Origin of the sequence: Actinoplanes sp. M2I2 (genome assembly GCF_023544445.1) — a bacterium.
In the GTDB taxonomy this organism is placed as follows: domain Bacteria; phylum Actinomycetota; class Actinomycetes; order Mycobacteriales; family Micromonosporaceae; genus Actinoplanes.
The window spans coordinates 303,251-323,153 of record NZ_JALPVJ010000005.1 but is presented as its reverse complement, the minus strand read 5'-3'; the positions used below and the strand labels follow the sequence as shown (position 1 = coordinate 323,153).

The window sequence follows — 19,903 nt, the reverse complement described above, 5'->3', positions numbered from 1 at the left end:
CCTCCTCGACCCTGCCGGCCACACCTTCTTCAAGCATGCCGGTCCGACACCTCATTAGAACAGGCTCATGGGGGCCGACATCTATAGAAAACGCCCGGCGACGTCATACTCCGCCTCTGGTCGGCGTACGCTACGCGCCAGTAACATAGCGGCGGGACTGCTTTGAGCGAAGGGGCCAGGCCATGAGTGAGTTCGACGTCTACCGGCTGCCGGAGGATCACGAGACCATCCGCGCGGCGGTGCGCGAGGTCTGTGACGCGCGGGTGGCGCCGAACGCGGCCGAGGCCGACGAGACCGGCGAGTTCCCCAAGGCCTCGTACGACGCCCTGCGCTCGAGCGACTTCCACGCCCCGCACATCCCGGCCGAGTACGGCGGCGCCGGCGCGGACGCCCTGGCCACCGCGATCGTGATCGAAGAGGTCGCCCGCGCCTGCGGCTCGTCCTCGCTGATCCCGGCGGTCAACAAGCTCGGCACGATGCCGCTGCTCATCGCCGGCTCGGAGGAGCTCAAGCAGAAGTACCTGACCAGGGTCGCGTCGGGCGAGGCGATGTTCTCGTACTGCCTGTCCGAGCCCGAGGCCGGCTCCGACGCGGCGTCGATGACCACCAAGGCCGTCCGCGACGGCGACCACTGGGTGCTCAACGGCGTGAAGCGCTGGATCACCAACGCGGGCGTGTCGGAGTACTACACGGTCTTCGCGGTCACCGACCCGGCGAAGCGCTCGAAGGGCATCTCCGCGTTCGTGGTGGAGAAGTCGGACGCGGGGGTCAGCTTCGGCGCGCCCGAGAAGAAGCTCGGCATCAAGGGCTCGCCCACCCGCGAGGTCTACTTCGACAACGTCCGCATCCCGGCCGACCGCCTGATCGGCGACGAGGGCACGGGCTTCGCGACCGCGATGAAGACGCTCGACCACACCCGCGTGACGATCGCGGCGCAGGCGCTGGGCATCGCCCAGGGCGCGCTCGACTTCGCGAAGGGCTACGTGAAGGAGCGCAAGCAGTTCGGCAAGCCGGTGGCCGACTTCCAGGGCGTGCAGTTCATGCTGGCCGACATGGGCATGAAGCTCGAGGCGGCGCGGCAGCTGACCTACGTCGCCGCGGGCAAGAGCGAGCGCGGCGACGCCGACCTGACCTACTTCGGCGCCGCCGCCAAGTGCTTCGCCTCCGACGCCGCGATGGAGATCACCACCGACGCGGTCCAGCTGCTGGGCGGCTACGGCTACACCCGCGACTACCCGGTCGAGCGCATGATGCGCGACGCCAAAATCACCCAGATCTACGAGGGTACGAACCAAGTCCAGCGCGTCGTGATGGCCCGCCAGCTCCTCAAGGACTGACCCGGCCCACTGATCGACGAAGAACGCTCCGGTGCACTTTCGGCCCGGAGCGTTCTTGCTGTGGTGGCCGGTTGTCCACAGGCCCGGGCCGGACCCCTCCGACGCCATACGATGAACGGCATGAGTGCTGAGGCCATCGGCAGGAACTTCCCGGCCGTCGTCACGCTGGACGACTTGGCGGCGATGAACGAGGCCGACCAGTACGGCCATCGTTATGAGCTGAGCCCGGAAGGGGTCCTGTCCGTCATGCCGCCGCCAGGTACCGATCATGCGGTCGTGGCCAGCCGGCTGCTTCTGTGGCTGGGCATGGCGGGGTGGCCGGCGGAGCAGGTGTTGCAGGCGGTCGGCATCCGGATCCCGGGGCGCGACGGTGACGGCGGCCGGATTCCGGATCTCACGGTGTGGGCGCGGCCGCTGCCACCGACCGTCTGGCCCGGCCTGGCCGAGCTGCTGCTCGTCGTCGAGATCGTCTCGCCCGGTTCCACGACGATGGATCAGATCATCAAGCTGCGGGAGTACGCGGCCGCGGGCATTCCGCGCTACTGGGTCGTCGACCGCGATCCCGCGCAGACCGTCACGCAGTACGTCCTCACTGCGCACGGTGCTTACGAGACAGTCGCCAAGACGCCACTCGCCTCGCTGCTCCAGAGCGAACCCGCCGAGCATCAACTGGGCGCCTGATCCGGTTCCCTCCCCAACCCTGACCGAGGAACCCGGTAGTCAGGCTGCCTGCTAACCAGGTAGCCTGCCTAGCCATGACACCACGGCCGTGGCTGCACGGCTTTCTGGACCTGTGCCTGTTGGCGATGTTGCGGGAGCGGGCCGACTACGGGTACGGGCTGTCGCAGCGGCTCGCGGCGGCCGGGGTGGCCGACGTGCCGGGCGGCACGCTCTATCCGGCGTTGCTCAGGCTCGAGGAGCAGGGTCTCGCCACGCCGGCCTGGGCGCCGTCCGAGGCTGGACCGCGGCGCAAGTACTACGCGATCACCGAGGCGGGCCTCGACGTGCTCGGCGGGCAGGCCGACGACTGGCGCCGATTCCGGGACGGGGTCGACTCGCTGCTGAGCCCGAGCGAGGTGCCCCATGACTGACTGGCCCACCGCCTTCGAGGCCGAGTTGCTGCGCCTCGGCGTGCAACCCGCCCGGGCACGGCGGCTCGCCGACGAGACGGCCCAGCAAGCCGCCGAGAACGCGGGCGCGCCGGGCGACGTCTTCGGGCCCGCGCACCTCTACGCCCGCCATCTGGTGGCTGAGCTCAGCGCTCCGGCGCCGGAGGCCGGGCGTACGCGATTCGGGGCCGGGCCGGTGATGCTGAGCCTCAGCGGCGTGAGCAAGCGGTATCGGCGCCAGACGGTCTTCGCCGATGTCGACCTGACCGTGCGCGGTGGCGAGGTCGCCGCGATCGTCGGGGCCAACGGCTGCGGCAAGTCCACGCTGCTGCGCATCTGCGCCGGGCTGACCAGGCCGAGCGCCGGAACGGTCAAGCGCACCCGCCGCGTCGGGCTCGTGCCGCAGGACGGTGGCACGGCCGGCTGGCTGACCGCGGAGGAGCACTTCACGCTGTTCGGTGCGGCGGCCGGGATGGTCCCGGGGCGGGCCCGGTCCACCGGCGCCCACCTCGCCACCCGGCTGGCCTGGCGTCCCCGCCGGCAGCAGCGCGTCCAGCAGATGTCCGGCGGTACGAGACAGAAGCTCAACCTCGTGCTGGGTGAGCTGCACGCCCCCGACCTGCTGCTGCTCGACGAGCCCTACCAGGGTTTCGACCAGGGCACCTATGTGGACTTCTGGCAGCAGGTCTTCGCCTGGCGCGACGCCGGCCGGGCCATCGTGGTCGTCACCCACCTGCTCCACGACCTGCAGAACGTCGATCACGTGCTCGACCTGGGGGAACGATGACGACGCTGGTGGTCGCCTCGCTCTCCGCCCGCGAGGTCGGCCGGCGCTGGGCCGCGCTGGCCCTGGTGGTCGCCCTGCCGTTCTGGTTCTATCTGGTGCGGCGGGACGCCACGGGCCAGTCCCTGCGCATGCTGACCCTCGGCATCGGGTGGGCCATCTCGACGCTCACTCTGTTCGTCGTCAACGCCTCCCGCAGCGTCGATCCGCGGCTGCGCCTCACCGGCGCGTCGGTGATCAGCATCATCGGCGGTCGCCTGCTCGCCATGACCGGCGTGGGCGTGGCGCTGGCCCTGGGCTACTTTGCCCTCACCTGGGTCGACCAGGACGTGCGGCACCTGTGGGCAATCGGTCTGATGATGCTGTTGTCGGCGATCGTCGCGGCGCCGTTCGGCAGCCTGATCGGCGCTCTGCTGCCGCGGGAGCTCGAGGGCGCCCTGGCCCTGCTCAGCGTCGTGGCCGTTCAGATGCTCGCCGACCCGGCCGGTCTCACCGCCAAACTGATGCCCTTCTGGTCGGCGCGCGAGGTGGGCACGTATGCGGTCGACGGCGGCAGCCTCGACATGGTGGGGCACGGCCTGGCTCACGCGGGACTCACCTGGCTGATCTGCGCCGGCGGCACGCTGGCCGTCTTCCAGTGGCGACTGCGCCTGGCCCGCTATCCGGAGCCGTGACGGCCCTGCGAAACCAGGCCGTCGTTGCCAGTATGGGGACATGAGCCGTCAGTGGTCTGTGCTGGGAGTGCCGTCGAGTGCCGGGGCGCACACGCCCGGCCTGGAGCAGGGCCCGGCCGCCGTGCGCGCCGCCGGGCTGCTGACCGATCTGCGGGCCGGCGGGCTCGACGTCGACGATCGCGGTGACGTGCCCGGCTTTCGCTGGCGCCCCGACCCGAACCGGCCCAACGGCCAGAACGCCCCGGCCGTCGCCGCGGTCGCCGAGGACGTGGCCGCCGGGGTGGTGGCCATCCTGGCCGACGGCCGTACGCCGCTGGTGGTCGGCGGCGACTGCAGCATCACGGTGGGCGTGATGGCGGGATTCGCCCGCGCCGGCCGCGAGCCCGCACTGCTCTATATGGACGGTGGCCCGGATCTCTTCACGCCCGACAGCCGGGCGAACGGCAACCTGGACGCGATGGGCGTCGCCCACCTGCTGCGCCTGCCCGGCCACCTGCCCGAGGTCGCCGCGGTCGGCCCGCCGATCACCGCCGACCGTCTGGTGTCCTATGGGGACGCTCTGCCCGAGGAGGGGCTGGACCACGAGCGCGAGGTGCTTGAGGATTTGTCGATCGTCCGCGTCACGGCCCTCGACGTGCACCGCGACGTCCGAGCGGCCGCCCGGAAGGCGTTGGCTGCGGCCGAGTCCGCCGCCGGCGCGTTCGTCCTGCACTTCGATGTGGACGTCTTGCGCTTCGCCGACATGCCGATCGCCGACGTGCCCGACTCCGGCGGTGAGCCCATCGGCCTGTCTCTGCACGAGGCGATGGTCAGCGTGTCGGTCTTCTCCCGGAGTCCGCGGTTCGCCGGCCTGGTTCTCACCGAGGTCAACCCTGACCATGCCCCCGACGCCGACGTTCTGAGCGACTTCACCACCGCGCTGGCGACCGCTCTCGTCGCCTGAGGGCGATCGCTCAGCCGCCCACTCGCTCGCCCGCTCAGTCGGCTGGTCGCTCTGGGCGCTGGGCGCTGGTCGCTGGGCGCTGGTCGCTGGTCGCTCAATGCGAGCGGCTGCGCCTTCGGGTTTCGGGAAGTGTGACCGGCAGCACAAACGGTCAGCCAAGATCAGCCGAAAGTACGTATTGGCCTGCGATGGTGGCTTGTGCCCGATATGCCACGATCTGTGGCACAAGGCAGCAACCACTTGGAGGTAGAGATGAGCAAGGTAGCTCGGATGTTCACCATGGTGGGCCTCGGCCTGATGGCGGGCGCCACGATCAGTGCCGGCCCGGCGCTCGCCGCCGGTAGCGCGGACGCGCCGGCCGCCAAGCCCGCGACCACCACGAAGGTCCAGAAGCACGGGGACCGGGACCGGGTCGTCGGCTACTTCCGCACGCGGGGCGCCTGCGAGCGGACCGGTCGCATCGGCGAGTTCCGCGACCGCTGGGACGACTACGACTGCGAGCGCGTCCGCATCGGCTTCAAGCGCGGCCTGTGGGCCCTGGAGGTCGAGCAGAACTGGCGTGGCGGCGGCTTCGGTCACGGTCACCACGGCGGCTTCGGCCACGGCCACCACGGCGGCTTCGGTCACGGCCACCGTCGCTGACCTTCGTCCCGGTAAGGCGAAGCAAGGCAACGCCGCAGTAAGGCGAAGCAAGGCAGCGTCCCGGTAGGGCGAAGCAAGGCAACGCCGCAGTAAGTCAGCGTCCCGGAAGGGCGAAGCAGGGCAGCGTCGCAGTAAGGCGAAGCAAGGCGACGTCCCGGTGGCGCGAAGCAAGGCAACAAAGAATGCTCGGCAGCCGTGACGCCCCGAACCGTCCCGGCCAAGACATTCGGCGTTGACGTGTAGCGGGTTCGAGGGTTCCGTCCATGCTCTTGAACCCGCTTCACGAACCACCCCGGTGCTCGGGCCGCATCCTCAGGATGCGGCCCGAGTGCTTTGCGGCACGCTCCGGTCTACCTCGCCGCCGGGCGGCGTGCTGATCACACCCGGCGGAGGACCGTCACGACCTTGCCGAGAATGGTGGCGTCGTCGCCGGGGATGACGTCATACGCCGCGTTGCGCGGAACCAGCTCGATGTGACCGCCGGCGCGCCGGAAGACCTTGACCGTGGCCTCGCCGTCGATCATCGCCGCCACGATGTCGCCGTTGTCGGCCACCTGCTGCTGACGGACCACGACGGTGTCGCCGTCGCAGATCGCCGCCTCGATCATCGAATCACCCTTGACCACCAGTGCGAACAGCGTGCCGTGACCGACCAGGCTCACCGGCAGGGTGAGCTCCTCGTTGATGTGCTCGTCGGCGAGGATCGGGGTGCCGGCGGCGATCGTGCCCAGCACCGGAACGGGCACGTTGGCCTGCTCGCCCGGAGTGCGCACGTCGATCGCCCGGGAGCCGCGAGCCCCGCGCCGGATGTAGCCCCGGTCCTCGAGGGCCTTGAGCTGATGGGCGACGGACGACGGTGAGTCGAGCCCGACGGCGGCGCCGATCTCACGAATGGTCGGTGGATAGCCATGCTGGTCGATCCACTCGCGGATCATCGAGAAGATCTGCCGTTGCCGCTTGCTCAGGGGCACGTCGTCCGGGGACATGCGAGGATGATACTACATTCTTCGATCATTTGTACGATTCGAAAGAATGACCGTCCGTAACCCTCGCCGGCTTCATCCCGCCGGCCGTGACCTCGAGACTCAGTCCGGCCGGCGTTGAGCCGGGATCTCCGGTTCGTCGGGCGGGCGTTCCATGCTCATCACCGTCATCCCTCGCCGCTCCGGGTCGCTGTCGCGCCCCTCGCCCGTGGGCCCGTACCCGTCCGGCGGGGTGATCCGGCTTGTCGGGTCCTCGGTGATGTCCGGGCGCTCGGCGGCGGCGATGGACGCCGGTACGGCTTCGGGCCGGGCCTCGACCGGGCTCGGCACGGCGGCCTTGCCCCGCACCGGGATCCGGATGATTTCCGTACGCTCACCGGGCGGCTCGACCGTGCCGAGCCGGATGGGTTGCGTACGGTCCGGGTCGAGCTCGATCACCTGGGTCTCGTCGCCGCCGATGTCACCGGTGTGGCTCAGCGCCGCGGTGTTATGCCCCGGCGCCCGGCCCGGGTGATGGGCGAGATCCTCGGCCGGCTCGGGCGGCAGCAGTCGCATGGGCGCAGCCAGCTCGGCGATCCTGATCAGATGCGTACGCTCGGGATCCGCTTCGTCGAGGCCGCGAGCCGGCGCGCCGCCCGCCGCCGGCACGATCGCGATCGCCTGCGTCCGATCGGGGTCGGGCGCACTGAGCAACCGCGTGACCTCCCCGTCGTCCACGGCGGACACGCCGAAGGAGTGCGTGACCCCGGCGTCGTCCGACGACACGACCGTGATGGTGTGTGTGCGGTCCGGGTCGGGGGCGCTCAGCGGCCGGGTGACTTCGGCGTCGTCGAATGAGGCGTCGGTCGACGCGAGGCGGTCGTCCGACGACACGATGGTGATGGCGTGCGTCCGGTCCGGATCGGGGGCGTTCAGGGGCTGAGTGACTTCGGCGTCGTCCGTGGGAGGCGCGCCCGGGTCCGAGCGGTCGTCTGCGGTGAATACCTTGATGGTCCGAGTTCTGTCCGGATCGGGCGCGCTGAGCGAACGGGTCACCTCGGCCCCGGAGAGATCCGGCACGGAGATGTCGGGCACGGCCACCGACGCGCGGGCGCGAACCGGCTCGTTGACCGCCGCCGGCTCTTCACCGGCGGCTGGTGAGATCTGCAGCTTGGTGGTCAGCTCGCCGATCTTGATAGCCCTGGTGCGGTCCGGGTCCGGCGCTTCGAGCGACCGGGTCTCCTCCAGCTCCGGCGGCACCGCGCGCGTGTTCGGCGCCGGTTTGGCCCGCCCGACCACATAGAACTCGACGGAGTCGTCGATCTCGAAAGCGTCATCGTCATCCGCAACGGCACCGACCTGTGCTGCCGCTTGAGCCGTCGCCGGTTCGTCAGTTGTGGGTTCGCTCGTCGCCGGCTCGTCGGCTGCCGGTTCGGTCGCCGCCGCTTCGACCACTGCGGGTTCGGCCGTCGCCCGGTCAGCGGTCACATGCCCGGCGACCGTTCGTTCGGCTTGGCCGCCGGAGGTCGCATCCGACACGGGGGTGATGTCGTCTTCAGTGTCGGTGGGAGGCGAGGTTGCCTCTTCCGCGCCTGCCGGGTCGGCGGAGACGTCAGCGATCAGAGCGCCGGCAGACTCCGCGGTTTCCGATTCGGCTCGTGTTCCATCGACCCGCTCAGCGCTCGGAGCCGAGAAGTCGGCTGCTGCGGCTACCTCTTCGCTTTCAGGGCGCTTCGCCGTTCCGGTGTTCCGGGTCGCCGTCGCTTCTGCGGTTCCGGCTGCTACTTGCTCGGTTTCGCCCGCGGGGCGTTGTGCTGTGTCGGTGCTGTCGGCCGCTGCTGCCTTGGTGGTTCCAGCTGCTAGCTCGGTCTCGCCTGCGGTGGGTTCTGTTGTGTCGGTGGTGGTGGCCGTGTTGGTGTTGTCGGCTGCTGCCTTGGTGATTTCGGCTGCTTGCTCGGCTTCACCTGCGGTGGGTTCTGTTGTGTCGGTGCTGGTGGCCGTGTCGGTGTCGTCGGCCGCTTCCGCATCTGTTGTTCCGATTACTGCGTGCTCTGCTGCGCTTGCGGTGTGCTGCGGGGCATCGGGTTTGTCGGCCGCTGCTACCGGCGCCGCGTCGACCGGCCCGCTCCCGCTGCCACTTTCTGGGCGCGAGAGGTGAGGTTCGGCGGAGATTTTGGATTCTGAGACCAAGGCGTTGTTGAGAGTCGCCGCGACCGCCGCCGCCGAAGGGGCCTGGTCGACGCCGACCACGGTTCCGTTTTCCGCGGCCGTCGACCGAGGTTGTTCGTCCTCCGACTCGACGGGCGATGTGGCGATGGCGACGTATTTGGTCGACGCCTGGCCGTTGAAGAGCGCCGCCACCGTCGCGGCTTCGTCCCACGAGACCACGACCGTGGTCTGCCGCTCGTCCCGGACGGTCGCCACCGCGTAGGTGACCTCGTCCTCCGGCGCCACCTCGACGACTTCACCGATTTTGAATGGCTCCTCGGCCGCCAGGACCGCAATCACATCGACCGACTTAGCTTCGTCACCCGCCACTGCGTCTGCGGCGATTGCTGCGTTGGGCGCGGGCTCGGCAACTTCTTCCGCGCCGTGAGCGCTGGTCGCGGCGTCTTCCGCATGGTCACGGGCCACATCGTCGCCGGCGGCGCCCGTGGCGATTGCTGTGCTGGATGTGGGCTCGGCGCCAGGCTCCGCGACGGAGGTGCCGGATTCTGAAGCTGATGTGGTGGTCGCGAGGTTAGCTGCCTCAGTGCCCGGCGTCGTCGCAGTGGCCGTCTCCGCGTGGGTGGTAGACCCGGTGGAGTTGGCTGCGCCGAGCGTGGGCGCGCTGGTGGTTGAGGTGTGCGACGGGTTTTCGGCGGCCAAGTCTGAGCCGACTACCGGCATGGGGGCAGTGTCGTCCTGCTCGGACGAGGTGGTCGCCGCCCCAGCGGAAGCAACCCTTTCCGCGGGTGCAACCTCCGCCCCTGACACGGGAGGCTTCGACGACGGCAGGACTGTGGTCGCGTCCGGGTCAGCGGTCGCGCCACCGCTGCTGACGACCGTCGGCTCGTCCAAGGCAGAAGGTGCCGCGGTAGAAGGAGCCGGAGCAGAAGAGTCCGCGGCAGAAGAAGCCGGGGCAGAAGAAGCCGCGGGAGGAGAAGCCGGGGCAGAAGAAGCCGCGGTAGAAGTAGCCGGAGCGGGAGGAGCCGAGGATGGCGACGTAGGGGAGAGGGGAGACGGCGAAGGGCTGCCGCCGGCCACGACCGTTGTCGTGTCGTCGGAACCCGGCGTCGTCCCGGGAATCGGCATCGGGGCCGTCGAGTCGGGATCGGTGAACGGCGTGAGCCCTCCGGCCACGGCCGCCCGCCCCCGTGCCCGCCCCAGCTGACCGATCAGCGGCAACACCGGCGGCTCGTACCGGGCCCACCGTCGCGCGCTCAGAGCCGTACAGATCAAAGGCAGGGCCAGAAGCGCGGCCAGCCCATATCCGGGCCGGCTGAGGTCGAACCCGTCCTTGGCCACCGAATCCGGCCAGACCCCCGCGTATCCCCCGGGAGACACCAACGCCCACGTCGATGCCCCGAGATAGACCAGCCCGCCGAAAAGGGGACCGGACGGCGAGATCGGGGCGAACAGCAGGATGGCGTACGCCGCCCCGGCGAGCACGAGCAGAAGCAGCCCGGTGACCGATTCGACGGCGAAGTCGTCGCGCCCGCGAGCGGTCAGATCGTGCGTGAAACCCACGCCCGCGAGGATCCACACCGCCGGCGCCAGAACGAGGGCATACAAGATCGACCTGAAGTGACGCACGCTTACTCTCCCCCGACACCGATTGCCCGACGCACCGTACCGTCGCCGGGCAACCGGGCGGAAGGACGACGTAACGTACGCCGCATGAATGAGCAGGTCCCCGGCCGTCCGACGAGTCATAGCCGGGTCACGCTGAGCCGCATCATGACGGCGGTCGACGTCAATCTCTACGGCACCGTCCACGGCGGGGTGCTGATGAAGTTCGTCGATGACGTGGCCGGTGCCTCGGCGGCCCGGCACAGCGGTGGCACGGCCGTCACCGCCGCGATCGACGAGATTCTCTTCGTGGAGCCGGTGCGGGTTGGCGATCTCGTGCACGCCTACGCGCAGGTGAACTGGACCGGGTCGAGCTCGATGGAGGTCGGGGTCAAGGTCGTGGCCGAGCGCTGGGACGTGGTGCCCAGCGAGCCGCTGACCGTGGCGACCGCCTATCTGGTGTTCGTGGCCGTGGACGTGGCCGGCCACCCAAGAAGCGTCCCACCTGTGTTGCCCGAGAACGTTGAGGACGAGCGCCGCTTCCGCGAGGCTTTGATCCGGCGGGAGCACCGCCTGGCCCGCCGTGCGGCCATCCAGCGGGCCCGGGCCGAGGAGGAGAAGGCTGAGTGAACGTTAAGGTGAGCGCATGACGGGCGCAGTGTTGTGGGAGCCGCCGGCCGACGTTCGCGAGACGTCCCGGATCGGGCACTATCTGTCCTGGCTCGAGAGCGAGCGTGGGCTGACCTTCGACGACTACGCCGCGCTGTGGCAGTGGTCCGTCGACGACCTGCCCGCGTTCTGGCAGTCGATCTGGGACTACTTCGAGGTCATCGCCCACGACCCGCCGTCGGCCGTGCTGCCCGACGCGTCGATGCCCGGCGCGACCTGGTTCCCCGGCGCGACCCTCAACTACGCCGAGCACGTGCTGCGCATGCCCGGCCTGGCCGACGACGACCCGGTCGTCCTGGCCCACAGCCAGACGCGGGAGCCGGTGGTCCTGACGGCCGCGCAGCTGCGCGAGGAGGTCCGCCGGGTCCGGGCGGGGTTGCGGGCCCGCGGCATCGGCCGGGGTGACCGGGTCGCCGCCTACGCCCCCAACATCCCCGAGACGTACGTCCTGATGCTCGCGACAGCCAGCCTCGGCGCCACCTTCTCGTCGTGCGCGCCCGAATTCGGCGTCCGCAGCGTGATCGACCGCTGGCAGCAGATCGAGCCCACCCTGCTGGTCGCCGTCGACGGTTACCGCTACGGCGCCAAGGCGGTCGACCGGCGCGAGGAGGTCGCGGCCATCACCGCCGCGCTGCCCTCGCTCGAGCACGTCGTCACCATCGGCTATCTCGATCCGGCGGCCGGCACGTTCGCCGACCTCCGAGGCGACGAGCCGATGGCGTACGAGTCCGTGCCGTTCGACCACCCGCTCTATGTGCTCTACAGCTCGGGGACGACCGGCTTGCCCAAGCCGATCGTGCACGGCCACGGCGGCATCCTGCTCGAACACCTCAAGATGCTGGCGCTGCACCACGACCTCGGCCCCGGCGACCGGTTCCTGTGGTTCACCACGACCGGCTGGATGATGTGGAACTTCCTGGTCAGTGGCCCGGCCGTGGGCGCCGGCATCGTGCTGTTCGACGGCAACCCGGCCCATCCCGGCCTGGAGACCCTGTGGGATCTGGTCGACGAGGCCGGCATCACCTACTTCGGCACCTCGGCGCCGTTCCTCATGGCCTGCCGCAAGGCCGGTCTGACCCCGCGCAAGGACGGTCTCAAGGGCATCGGCTCGACCGGCGCGCCGCTGCCGCCCGAGGGGTTCGACTGGGTCTACGAGGCGGTCGGCACGCGCCTGCAACTGCAATCGCTTTCCGGCGGTACGGACGTGTGCACCGGCTTCGTCGGGTCGGTGCCCCTGCTGCCCGTGGTCGAGGGCAAGATCGCGTGCCGGGCCCTGGGCGCGCGCGTCGAGGCGTACGACCCGGACGGCCGCCCGGTGATCGACGAGCTCGGCGAGCTGGTCATCACCGCGCCCATGCCGAGCATGCCGGTCGGCTTCTGGAACGACCCGGACGGCAAGCGCTACCGGGAGGCCTACTTCGACTACTTCCCCGGCGTGTGGCGGCACGGCGACTGGATCACGATCGGCGCCGACGGCTCGTGCGTCATCACCGGCCGCTCCGACGCGACGCTCAACCGGGGCGGGGTCCGGCTGGGCACGGCCGAGTTCTATTCGGTGGTCGAGAGCCTGCCCGAGGTCGCCGACTCCATGGTCGTGCACCTCGAGAAGGACGACAACCCGAACGGCGAGCTGCTGTTGTTCGTGGTGCTCGCCGAGGGCCTCGAGCTCGACGACGCGCTGCGCGGGCGGATAGCGGGCGAGCTGCGGGCGGCGCTGTCCCCGCGGCACATCCCCGACGAGATCCATGCCGTACGAGCGGTGCCGCGCACGCTGTCGGCCAAGAAGCTCGAGGTGCCGGTCAAGCGCATCCTGACCGGCACGCCGGTGGAGTCGGCCGCGGCCAAGGGGGCGCTGGCCAATCCCGAGTCCCTGCTCGCCTTCGAGAAGCTCGCCCGCGACCGCGGCTAGGGGTCATCTGGTCAGCCCACGCCGCAGCCCCGCGTGACCCACCAGATACCCCTTAGGCCACGACCAGGGTGACCTTCTCCGACTCGGCGCGGGCGTCGAGCTTCGCGCGGTCGAGGTGGGCGCAGAGGACGGTCGAGGCGCCGGCGATCAGCGGGGCCAGCAGCCAGTCGATCGGATCGGGACGGGCGGTCGCGTCGATCAGCACGCGGCTGCCCGGCGTGATCTTGAGCTCGGCGGCGCGGTGGGTCGCCGCGGCCAGCGCGTCGGCGTGGGTCCGGCCGTCGAGCGCCACGTCGCCGGCGGCCACGGGCTGCCCGGGGAAATAGTCGCCGAACTGGCGGACCTCGAGCACGAAGTCGGCGAAGCCGGACGGCACCTCGCGGAGCGGCATCGCGAACGGGAGCAGCCCGGTCGCGTACCGGTCCGAGGCATTTGTCGTTGTGTCCTGACCGGGCGCGGTGAACAGGACGTCGGCCGCGCCGGGGTCGCGGGTGTCGGCCCCGACCCCCGCGGAGAAGACACCCAGCAGGATGGCCGCGGTCTGCCAGTGCGGCGGCAGGGTCACCGCGGCGGTGTCGCCGGAGCCCAGGCCGAGGCCGTCGACCAGCAGATTCGCGGTCTTCGAAACCCAATTGTCCAGGGTCGCACCGGACAATTCGGTCCGATCGCCGCTGGCGTCGTCGTAGAACGTCAGCAGCGGGCTCGCCGGGTCGCGGCGGACCGCCGCGGCCAGCACCTGCGGGATCGTCGTCTGCACAACGAAGACGATAGCTTCGTGACGGCGGGTGACCGATCGTGGACGGGCGATGAGAACCGCGAAACGCTGGGCCCAAGGCGGCGTCGCGGTCACCTGCCGCATGCGATCCCGGCGTACCCTTGCCAGTGGTCTGAATTACAACCTCTTTGGGAGTTGCCTCGTGACCGCCGGTCGCCCCCCGCGAGTGCTCGTCGACGCCACCAGCGTCCCCGCAGACCGAGGAGGAGTCGGCAGATACGTCGACGGCCTGCTCGGCGCCCTCGGGCAGGTCGACCCCGACAGGGTCGACCTGGCTGTCGTGGCCCAGCGTTCGGATGCGGAGCGTTACAGCCGCCTGCTCGACAACCGGGCCGAGGTGATCGCCGGCCCGGCCGCCGTCGCGCACCGGCCCGCCCGGCTGGCCTGGGAGCAGACGGGTCTGCCGCTGCTGGCCCAGCAGGTCGGCGCCCAGGTGCTGCACTCGCCTTTCTACACGTGCCCGTTGCGCGCCGGTTGCCCCGTGACGGTGACCGTGCACGACGCCACGTTCTTCACCGAGCCCGAGCACTACGACAACACCAAGCGCACCTTCTTCCGCAGCGCGATCAAGACGTCGCTGCGCCGCGCGGCCCGGGTCATCGTGCCCAGCAAGGCCACCCGCGACGAGCTCATCCGGCTGCTCGACGCCGACCCGACCCGCATCGACGTGGCCTACCACGGGGTCGACCAGTCGGCGTTCCACGCGCCCACCGAGGAGGAGAAGGCCCGCGTCCGCGCGCGGCTGGGTCTGACCGATTCGGGCTACGTGGCCTTCCTCGGCGCCAAGGAGCCCCGCAAGAACGTGCCCAACCTCATCCGGGGCTGGGCCCGCGCGGTGGCCGACTGGCCGCACCCGCCCGCGCTGGTCCTCGCCGGCGGCCAGGGCCACGACGACGAGATCGACCGGGCCGTCGCCGAGGTGCCGCCACACCTGCGGCTGCTCCGTCCGGGCTATCTGCGGTACGCCGACCTGCCCGGCTTCCTCGGCGGCGCCCTGGTGGCCTGCTACCCGTCCTTCGGCGAGGGCTTCGGCCTGCCGATCCTCGAGGCGATGGCCTGCGCGACGCCGGTGCTCACCACGCCGCGCCTGTCGCTGCCCGAGGTGGGCGGCGACGCGGTGGCCTACACGACCGAAGATCCCGACCGCATCGCGACCGACCTCGCCGACCTGCTGCACGACGAGCCGCGCCGCCTGACGTTGGCCAAGGCGGGATTCGACCGTGCCAAAGAGTTCACCTGGGCGTCGAGCGCGGAGGTCCACGTCACAACCTGGACACGGGTTGCGGTCCTCTGACCTTTACACTCTGTGCGCATGAGCGATCATCTCGACGGGCTGTACGGCGTTGTTCTCGCGGGCGGGACCGGAACCCGTCTCTGGCCGTTGTCCCGGGCCGGTCACCCGAAATTCCTGCACCCGCTGACCGGCACCGAGGCGTCGCTGCTGCAGGCCACGGTGACCCGTCTCGACCTGCTGGCGCCGATGGATCGTGTCTTCGTGGTCACCGGGGTGGCACACGCCGCGGCGGTCTCGCGGCAGCTCGACACCATCCCTGACGCCAACGTCCTGGTGGAGCCGTCCCCGCGCGACTCGTGCGCGGCGATCGCGCTGGCGGCGGCCGTCATCGCCCGGCGCGACCCCGAGGCGATCATGGGTGCGTTCGCCTCCGACCACCTGATCGCCGACAAGGAACGCTTCACCGAGGTCATCAAGAAGGCGATGGTCGGCGCCCAGCAGGGTCTGCTGATGACCCTCGGCATCACGCCCACCCGCCCCGAGACCGGCTACGGCTATCTCCAATGTGGCGCCGAGGTCGCCGAGGGGCCGGTGCTCGCGGTCGAGGAGTTCAAGGAGAAGCCGACGTACGACGTGGCCGAGGGCTACGTGAAGTCGGGCAACTACCTGTGGAACGCCGGCATGTTCGTCTGGCGGGCCGACGCGTTCCTGGCCGAGCTGGCGCGTCAGCAGCCGCAGCTCGCGGCCGGCGTCTCCCGCATCGCGGCGGCGTGGGAGTCGCCGGAGCGCGAAGAGGTGCTGGGCGAGGTCTGGCCGACGCTGCCCCGCATCTCGGTGGACTACGCGGTCATGGAGGGCGCGGCCGCGGCCGGCCGGGTCGGAACGGTGCCCGGCGACTTCGGCTGGAACGACGTCGGCGACTTCCACACGCTGGGCGCGGTGCTGGCCGCCGACCCGTCGGGCAACGTGGTGGTGGGCCGCGACGTCTCGCAGAAGTCCGGCGTGCTGCTGCGCGAGACCGAAGGACTGGTCGTGGTGCCGACCGAGGGACGTCTGGTCGCGGCCATGGGCGTACGGAATCTGGTGATCGTCGACACTCCGGACGCGGTGCTGGTCATCCCCCGCGAGCGCGCCCAGGAGGTCAAGCATCTGGTCGACGAGCTCAAGGAGCTCGGCCAGCACGGGTACATCTGAGCCGGGGGCATCGACGTCATGAGCATCGAAGAGCTGCACGCGGACGCCGTCCGGGTGCTCGAGGGCTGGCGGGCGACCTCCGACGAGGCCGAGCAAGGGCGCGTGCGCACGCTCGAGCTGCTGGCCGACGGCCCGGTCGCGATGACCCGGGCCCACCGTCGCGGTCACGTGACCGCCAGCGCCCTGATCGTGGATGACGCCGGCCGGGTGCTGCTCTGCCTGCATGGCCGCCTGGGCCTGTGGATGCAGCTGGGCGGCCACTGCGAGGCCGGCGATGCCGGTCTGGCCGAGGCCGCGCGGCGCGAGGCGATCGAGGAGTCCGGTCTCCCGGGCCTGGTGCTCGACCCGGAGCCGATCGACATCGACATCCACGAGGTGCGGTGCGGCCCGGCCGACGGGCAGCCGGCCGAGCCGTCCGTCCACTACGACGTCCGCTTCCTGCTGCGGGCCCCGGCCGGCGCGCGCGAGCAGATCAGCGACGAGTCCGCCGATCTCGGCTGGTTCACCCCGGACGCCCTGCCCACCCCGCTGGCCTCCGGCACCGTCCGCCAGATCGCGCCCGCGCTGTCCCGCCTGCCCGCCGGCATCTGAAAGCCGGCCGCGGGGCCCGCTGGGTGGCGGAGAGCCGGCCGCGGGGTCCGCTGGGTGGCGGAGAGCCGGCCGCGGGGTCCGCTAGGTGGCCGAGAGCTCCAGGCGGATGCCGTCCTCGTGGGGGAGCGACAGCGTGGCGATGGACTCGGCGGCCAGGGCGGCGCGCAGCCGGTGGGCGTCGGCGCCCAGGCGCATCAGGCCCTCCGGCGAGGTGTCCAGCGTGTGCAGATGCAGGGCGGCCGTGGCGCCGCTGCCGGGGATGGCCTCGGCGGGCGCGACGGCCGTGGCGCGGGACAGGTGGCCGGCGACCGCCAGGGCGGCCCGGTCGACCGCGGCCGGGTCGACCGGAAGGCCGGGCAGGGCCGCCTCGAGGCCGTCGGGCAGCAGCGCGGCCTGGCGCAGACCGTCGGCCCGGGCCTCGGCCGTGCCCAGGCTGAACATGTCGGAGGCGGCGTCGCGCAGCAGGACCGAGGCGCCGGCGGTGTCGCGCGGGCCGGATCGCGGATAGCCCCGGACGACGGCCACGGGAGTCCGGTCGACCTTGCCCTTGACCAGCTCGCCGGCCGCGGCCAGCTCGTCGATCACCGCCATCTGGGTGATCTCGAGCTCGTTGCCGTACGGGTCGGTCTCGCCCCGGTGGTCGCGGATCGGCTCGATGCCGGCGGCGCCCAGCGCCACGTCGGTGAGCCCGTTGCGCCAGGCCCGGCCCATCGTGTCGGAGACGATGACGCCGACGTCGAGGCCGCGCTGCAGCAGATCGTCGCGCAGCCGCCGCGCGGAGGCGTCCGGGTCGGCGGGCAGCAGCACCAGGTGGGTCTTGTCGACGTTGGAGGCGTCGATGCCGGCGGCGGCCATCACGAAACCGTGGTGGGTCTGCACGATCGTGGTGGGGCCGCGCCGGGCGACCACGCGGGCCGTCTCGGACTCGAGGGCCACCGCACGGGCCCGATCGCGCTCGGGGCCGCCGGCGGGCACCTCGACCAGCCGGCCCTCCGCCTTCGACACGATCTTGCTGGTCACGACCAGCACGTCACCGTCGGCCAGCCACGGCGCGGCCGCGGTGATGACCGCGGCCAGGTCGTCGCCGGCCACGATGTCGCCGATCCCGCGCACCGGCAGGATCTCCAGCCCGTCCGTCACCCCGTCGCCCCCTCAGCGGTGGATTTCCTGCTCAGCTTGCCGGTCAGTCGCGCGAACCGCGACACCGGGTCCTCGTCGAGACGCCGGCGGGCCGTTGGTCAGGCGACGCCGGCCAGCGACAGGGCGTCCTTGACCATCTGGGCGGTCGCCTCCTCGGAGGACATCCACAGCGGGACGGCCCGGGTGGTGACCCCGGGGACGGCGGTGCCGGCGTCCGACGAGTCGACCAGCCAGCCGTCGAGGATGCCGCCGTCGGTGCGCGGGCCGTAGAGCGCGCCCACCCCGGCCGCGGTGACCGCGACGTCGATGGTGGCCAGGCATTTGTCGGCCATGCCGCGGATGGGGGAGTCGCCGATGATCGGCGAGACGCCGACCACCGGGGCCGGGCCGTTGGCCACCGCGTCGCGCAGGCCGGTCACGGCCAGGATCGGGGCGATGCTCACGACCGGGTTGCTGGGCGCGACCAGCACGACGTCGGCCGCCGCGATCGCCTCGAGCACGCCGGGGGCCGGTTTGGCCGCGTCGGCGCCGACGAAGACGAAACGATGGGTGGGCAGGTCGCCGCGGTAGCGCACCCACCACTCCTGGAAGTGGATGGCCTTGCGCTCGCCCTCGACGTCGACCACCACGTGGGTCTCGAGCCGGTCGTCGGTGGCCGGGAGCATCGTGATGCCCGGCTGCCACCGCGCGCAGAGAGCCGCCGTGACCGCCGAGAGCGGATAGCCCGCGGCGAGCATCCGGGTGCGTACGAGATGGGTGGCCGTGTCCTTGTCGCCCAGGCCGAACCAGGACGGCTCGGCGCCGTAGGCGGCGAGCTCCTCCTTGACCACCCAGGTCTCGCCCACCCGGCCCCACCCGCGGGCCGGGTCGTGAGCGCCGCCCAGCGTGTACATCACGCTGTCGAGGTCGGGGCAGATCTGCAGGCCGTGCATGCGCACGTCGTCACCGACATTGACCACGGCGGTCACGTCGGCGCCGAGCGCACGGGCCTGAGCGCGCACGCCGACGAGGAATTTCGCGCCGCCGATGCCGCCGGAGAGGACCACGATCCGCATGCCCACATCCTTCCGCACGGGTATGACGGAACTCGCCGCCGGGTATCAGTGCCGGATGCGAAGCCGGACTACCCTAAGCCGACCTCACCTAACTTCGTCAGGGAGAATCCCGTGACCAGCCAACCGCAGCCCGCGCCGGGCGAGGGCAGATCGGCCGGCCAGTTCCTCCGCCCGCTGCGCGACCTCGCGGCCTACGCTCTCGTCGGCGCCCCCGCGCTGTTGCTCTTCGTGGCCGTCATCCGGCTGATCCCGGACGGTGACGACCAGTTCGGTTACCGCACCCAGGACAGCTTCTACGGCTTCATCAACACGTCGACGGTGTTCATGCCGCTGGCCGCCGTGCTGCTGGCGCTGCTCGTGCAGCCGCGGCACCCCAAGGCCCGGCTCATCACGCTGGTCGCCCTGGTCGAGTACGCCGTCATGGCGTTCTTCGGCGTGCTCTTCGGCCTGCTGATCGGCCTGATCAACCACGCGAGCAACAACGGCGCGCGGCTCGCGTTCGAGGAGCTCCTCGTGCGGGTGGCCTGGCTCGCCGTCTTCGCCGTGGCCGCGTACGCGGTGTTCCGGCTCTGGCAGGGCCTGTTCCACGTGGCCAAGCCCAAGCCGCAGCCGGGTGTCTACGGCCAGTCGGCGTACGGCCAGCCGGGCGCCTACCCGGGTCAGCCGGGCTACGGCCAGCCGGCGCAGGGGCAGCCGGGCTATGGCCAGCCGGGCCCGGGCCAGCCGGGTTACGGCCCGGGCGCCTACCCGCCGCCGGGACCGCAGCAGTTCGGCCCGCCGCAGGGCCAGCCGCAGGGCCAGCCCCCGCACGGTCAGCCGCAGGGCCAGCCTCCGCAGGGCCAGCCCTACGGCCAGCCCTATGGCCAGCCGCCTCAGGGAAACCCGCAGCAGCAGCCGGCCTGGGGCCAGCCCGCCATGCCGGTCCCCGCGTCCGCCCCGCCGGCGCACCCGGCCTCGGCCCCGCCGGCCCCGCCCGCGCCGCCCACCTTCGCGGAGCCGACCCAGGTCGTGCCCAGGGCCGAGCCGGCCGGCGACGAGCGCACCGAGCGGATCCCCGACGACCGTCCGGGCTTCGGCCCGGCCGGGGACGACTCACCACGCCGATGACCTGGCC

General features: G+C 71.3%; 18 protein-coding genes. 13 read left to right on the top strand and 5 right to left on the bottom strand.

All coding sequences use genetic code 11. From position 1 onward, the window contains the following. The first annotated feature begins 182 nt into the window (after nucleotides 1-182). The 7 genes from HJC40_RS12480 (at nucleotide 183) to HJC40_RS12450 (ending at nucleotide 5,489) form a co-directional block, all read left to right on the top strand. On the top strand, nucleotides 183-1,337 hold the full coding sequence (locus HJC40_RS12480; protein ID WP_250001070.1) for an acyl-CoA dehydrogenase family protein: 1,155 nt from the start codon (nucleotides 183-185) through the stop codon (nucleotides 1,335-1,337). A 111-nt stretch (nucleotides 1,338-1,448) separates the two neighbouring features. Beyond that, the gene (locus tag HJC40_RS12475) at nucleotides 1,449-2,018 is read left to right on the top strand and encodes a Uma2 family endonuclease (protein WP_250001069.1); all 570 of its coding nucleotides are present in this window, start codon (nucleotides 1,449-1,451) and stop codon (nucleotides 2,016-2,018) included. A gap of 74 nt (nucleotides 2,019-2,092) precedes the next feature. Next, nucleotides 2,093-2,428 carry a PadR family transcriptional regulator gene (locus HJC40_RS12470; protein ID WP_250001061.1) on the top strand — a complete coding sequence of 112 codons (336 nt, stop codon included), beginning with the start codon at nucleotides 2,093-2,095 and terminating at the stop codon, nucleotides 2,426-2,428. After that, complete coding sequence (locus tag HJC40_RS12465; protein WP_250001060.1) at nucleotides 2,421-3,233, top strand: ATP-binding cassette domain-containing protein; 813 nt, start codon at nucleotides 2,421-2,423, stop codon at nucleotides 3,231-3,233. Before HJC40_RS12470 ends, HJC40_RS12465 begins: the two co-directional genes overlap by 8 nt. After that, entirely contained in the window at nucleotides 3,230-3,904 is a 675-nt protein-coding gene (locus HJC40_RS12460) for a hypothetical protein (RefSeq protein ID WP_250001059.1), read from the top strand. Before HJC40_RS12465 ends, HJC40_RS12460 begins: the two co-directional genes overlap by 4 nt. A gap of 40 nt (nucleotides 3,905-3,944) precedes the next feature. Then, on the top strand, nucleotides 3,945-4,847 hold the full coding sequence (locus HJC40_RS12455; RefSeq protein ID WP_250001057.1) for an arginase family protein: 903 nt from the start codon (nucleotides 3,945-3,947) through the stop codon (nucleotides 4,845-4,847). A gap of 252 nt (nucleotides 4,848-5,099) precedes the next feature. Next, on the top strand, nucleotides 5,100-5,489 hold the full coding sequence (locus tag HJC40_RS12450; protein ID WP_250001056.1) for a hypothetical protein: 390 nt from the start codon (nucleotides 5,100-5,102) through the stop codon (nucleotides 5,487-5,489). Nucleotides 5,490-5,866: 377 nt separating this feature from the next. On the opposite strand, the gene lexA is transcribed toward HJC40_RS12450, so the two are convergent. Further along, complete coding sequence (gene lexA / locus HJC40_RS12445; RefSeq protein WP_250001055.1) at nucleotides 5,867-6,475, bottom strand: transcriptional repressor LexA; 609 nt, start codon at nucleotides 6,473-6,475, stop codon at nucleotides 5,867-5,869. Nucleotides 6,476-6,574: 99 nt separating this feature from the next. Beyond that, the gene (locus HJC40_RS12440; RefSeq protein WP_250001054.1) at nucleotides 6,575-10,246 is read right to left on the bottom strand and encodes a hypothetical protein; all 3,672 of its coding nucleotides are present in this window, start codon (nucleotides 10,244-10,246) and stop codon (nucleotides 6,575-6,577) included. Between the two features lie 84 nt (nucleotides 10,247-10,330). Between HJC40_RS12440 and HJC40_RS12435 the strand changes: the two genes are divergently transcribed. Further along, nucleotides 10,331-10,852, top strand: a complete 522-nt coding sequence (locus tag HJC40_RS12435; protein WP_250001052.1) for an acyl-CoA thioesterase — start codon at nucleotides 10,331-10,333, stop codon at nucleotides 10,850-10,852. Between the two features lie 16 nt (nucleotides 10,853-10,868). After that, complete coding sequence (locus HJC40_RS12430) at nucleotides 10,869-12,800, top strand: acetoacetate--CoA ligase (RefSeq protein ID WP_250001051.1); 1,932 nt, start codon at nucleotides 10,869-10,871, stop codon at nucleotides 12,798-12,800. 52 nt (nucleotides 12,801-12,852) lie between these two features. Here the strand turns inward: HJC40_RS12430 and HJC40_RS12425 are convergent, their stop codons facing one another. Further along, complete coding sequence (locus tag HJC40_RS12425; RefSeq protein ID WP_250001050.1) at nucleotides 12,853-13,557, bottom strand: TIGR03089 family protein; 705 nt, start codon at nucleotides 13,555-13,557, stop codon at nucleotides 12,853-12,855. A 160-nt stretch (nucleotides 13,558-13,717) separates the two neighbouring features. On the opposite strand from HJC40_RS12425, the gene HJC40_RS12420 reads away from it, so the two are divergent. The 3 genes from HJC40_RS12420 to HJC40_RS12410 are packed head-to-tail and all read left to right on the top strand — an operon-like array spanning nucleotide 13,718 to nucleotide 16,594. Beyond that, nucleotides 13,718-14,869: a glycosyltransferase family 1 protein gene (locus tag HJC40_RS12420; protein WP_250001049.1), complete on the top strand. Its 1,152-nt coding sequence runs from the start codon at nucleotides 13,718-13,720 to the stop codon at nucleotides 14,867-14,869. An 18-nt stretch (nucleotides 14,870-14,887) separates the two neighbouring features. Continuing rightward, a complete protein-coding gene (locus HJC40_RS12415) occupies nucleotides 14,888-16,003 on the top strand; it encodes a mannose-1-phosphate guanylyltransferase (RefSeq protein WP_250001048.1) in 1,116 nt (371 codons plus the stop codon). A gap of 18 nt (nucleotides 16,004-16,021) precedes the next feature. Beyond that, nucleotides 16,022-16,594, top strand: coding sequence for an NUDIX hydrolase (locus HJC40_RS12410; protein WP_250001047.1), 573 nt, complete (start codon nucleotides 16,022-16,024; stop codon nucleotides 16,592-16,594). 81 nt (nucleotides 16,595-16,675) lie between these two features. On the opposite strand, the gene HJC40_RS12405 is transcribed toward HJC40_RS12410, so the two are convergent. After that, a complete protein-coding gene (locus tag HJC40_RS12405) occupies nucleotides 16,676-17,734 on the bottom strand; it encodes a coenzyme F420-0:L-glutamate ligase (RefSeq protein WP_250001046.1) in 1,059 nt (352 codons plus the stop codon). A 98-nt stretch (nucleotides 17,735-17,832) separates the two neighbouring features. After that, nucleotides 17,833-18,789, bottom strand: a complete 957-nt coding sequence (gene cofD / locus HJC40_RS12400) for a 2-phospho-L-lactate transferase (protein ID WP_250001044.1) — start codon at nucleotides 18,787-18,789, stop codon at nucleotides 17,833-17,835. Between the two features lie 111 nt (nucleotides 18,790-18,900). Here cofD and HJC40_RS12395 point away from each other — a divergent pair, with 111 nt between their 5' ends. Continuing rightward, entirely contained in the window at nucleotides 18,901-19,896 is a 996-nt protein-coding gene (locus tag HJC40_RS12395) for a hypothetical protein (RefSeq protein WP_250001043.1), read from the top strand. Nucleotides 19,897-19,903: the final 7 nt, after the last annotated feature.

Coding starts and splice junctions, on each gene's coding strand:
- HJC40_RS12480 (WP_250001070.1), top strand. CDS start 183: ATGAGTGAGTTCGACGTCTACCGGCTGCCGGAGGATCACGAGACCATC.
- HJC40_RS12475 (WP_250001069.1), top strand. CDS start 1,449: ATGAACGGCATGAGTGCTGAGGCCATCGGCAGGAACTTCCCGGCCGTC.
- HJC40_RS12470 (WP_250001061.1), top strand. CDS start 2,093: ATGACACCACGGCCGTGGCTGCACGGCTTTCTGGACCTGTGCCTGTTG.
- HJC40_RS12465 (WP_250001060.1), top strand. CDS start 2,421: ATGACTGACTGGCCCACCGCCTTCGAGGCCGAGTTGCTGCGCCTCGGC.
- HJC40_RS12460 (WP_250001059.1), top strand. CDS start 3,230: ATGACGACGCTGGTGGTCGCCTCGCTCTCCGCCCGCGAGGTCGGCCGG.
- HJC40_RS12455 (WP_250001057.1), top strand. CDS start 3,945: ATGAGCCGTCAGTGGTCTGTGCTGGGAGTGCCGTCGAGTGCCGGGGCG.
- HJC40_RS12450 (WP_250001056.1), top strand. CDS start 5,100: ATGAGCAAGGTAGCTCGGATGTTCACCATGGTGGGCCTCGGCCTGATG.
- lexA (WP_250001055.1), bottom strand. CDS start 6,475: ATGTCCCCGGACGACGTGCCCCTGAGCAAGCGGCAACGGCAGATCTTC.
- HJC40_RS12435 (WP_250001052.1), top strand. CDS start 10,331: ATGAATGAGCAGGTCCCCGGCCGTCCGACGAGTCATAGCCGGGTCACG.
- HJC40_RS12430 (WP_250001051.1), top strand. CDS start 10,869: ATGACGGGCGCAGTGTTGTGGGAGCCGCCGGCCGACGTTCGCGAGACG.
- HJC40_RS12415 (WP_250001048.1), top strand. CDS start 14,888: ATGAGCGATCATCTCGACGGGCTGTACGGCGTTGTTCTCGCGGGCGGG.
- HJC40_RS12410 (WP_250001047.1), top strand. CDS start 16,022: ATGAGCATCGAAGAGCTGCACGCGGACGCCGTCCGGGTGCTCGAGGGC.
- cofD (WP_250001044.1), bottom strand. CDS start 18,789: ATGCGGATCGTGGTCCTCTCCGGCGGCATCGGCGGCGCGAAATTCCTC.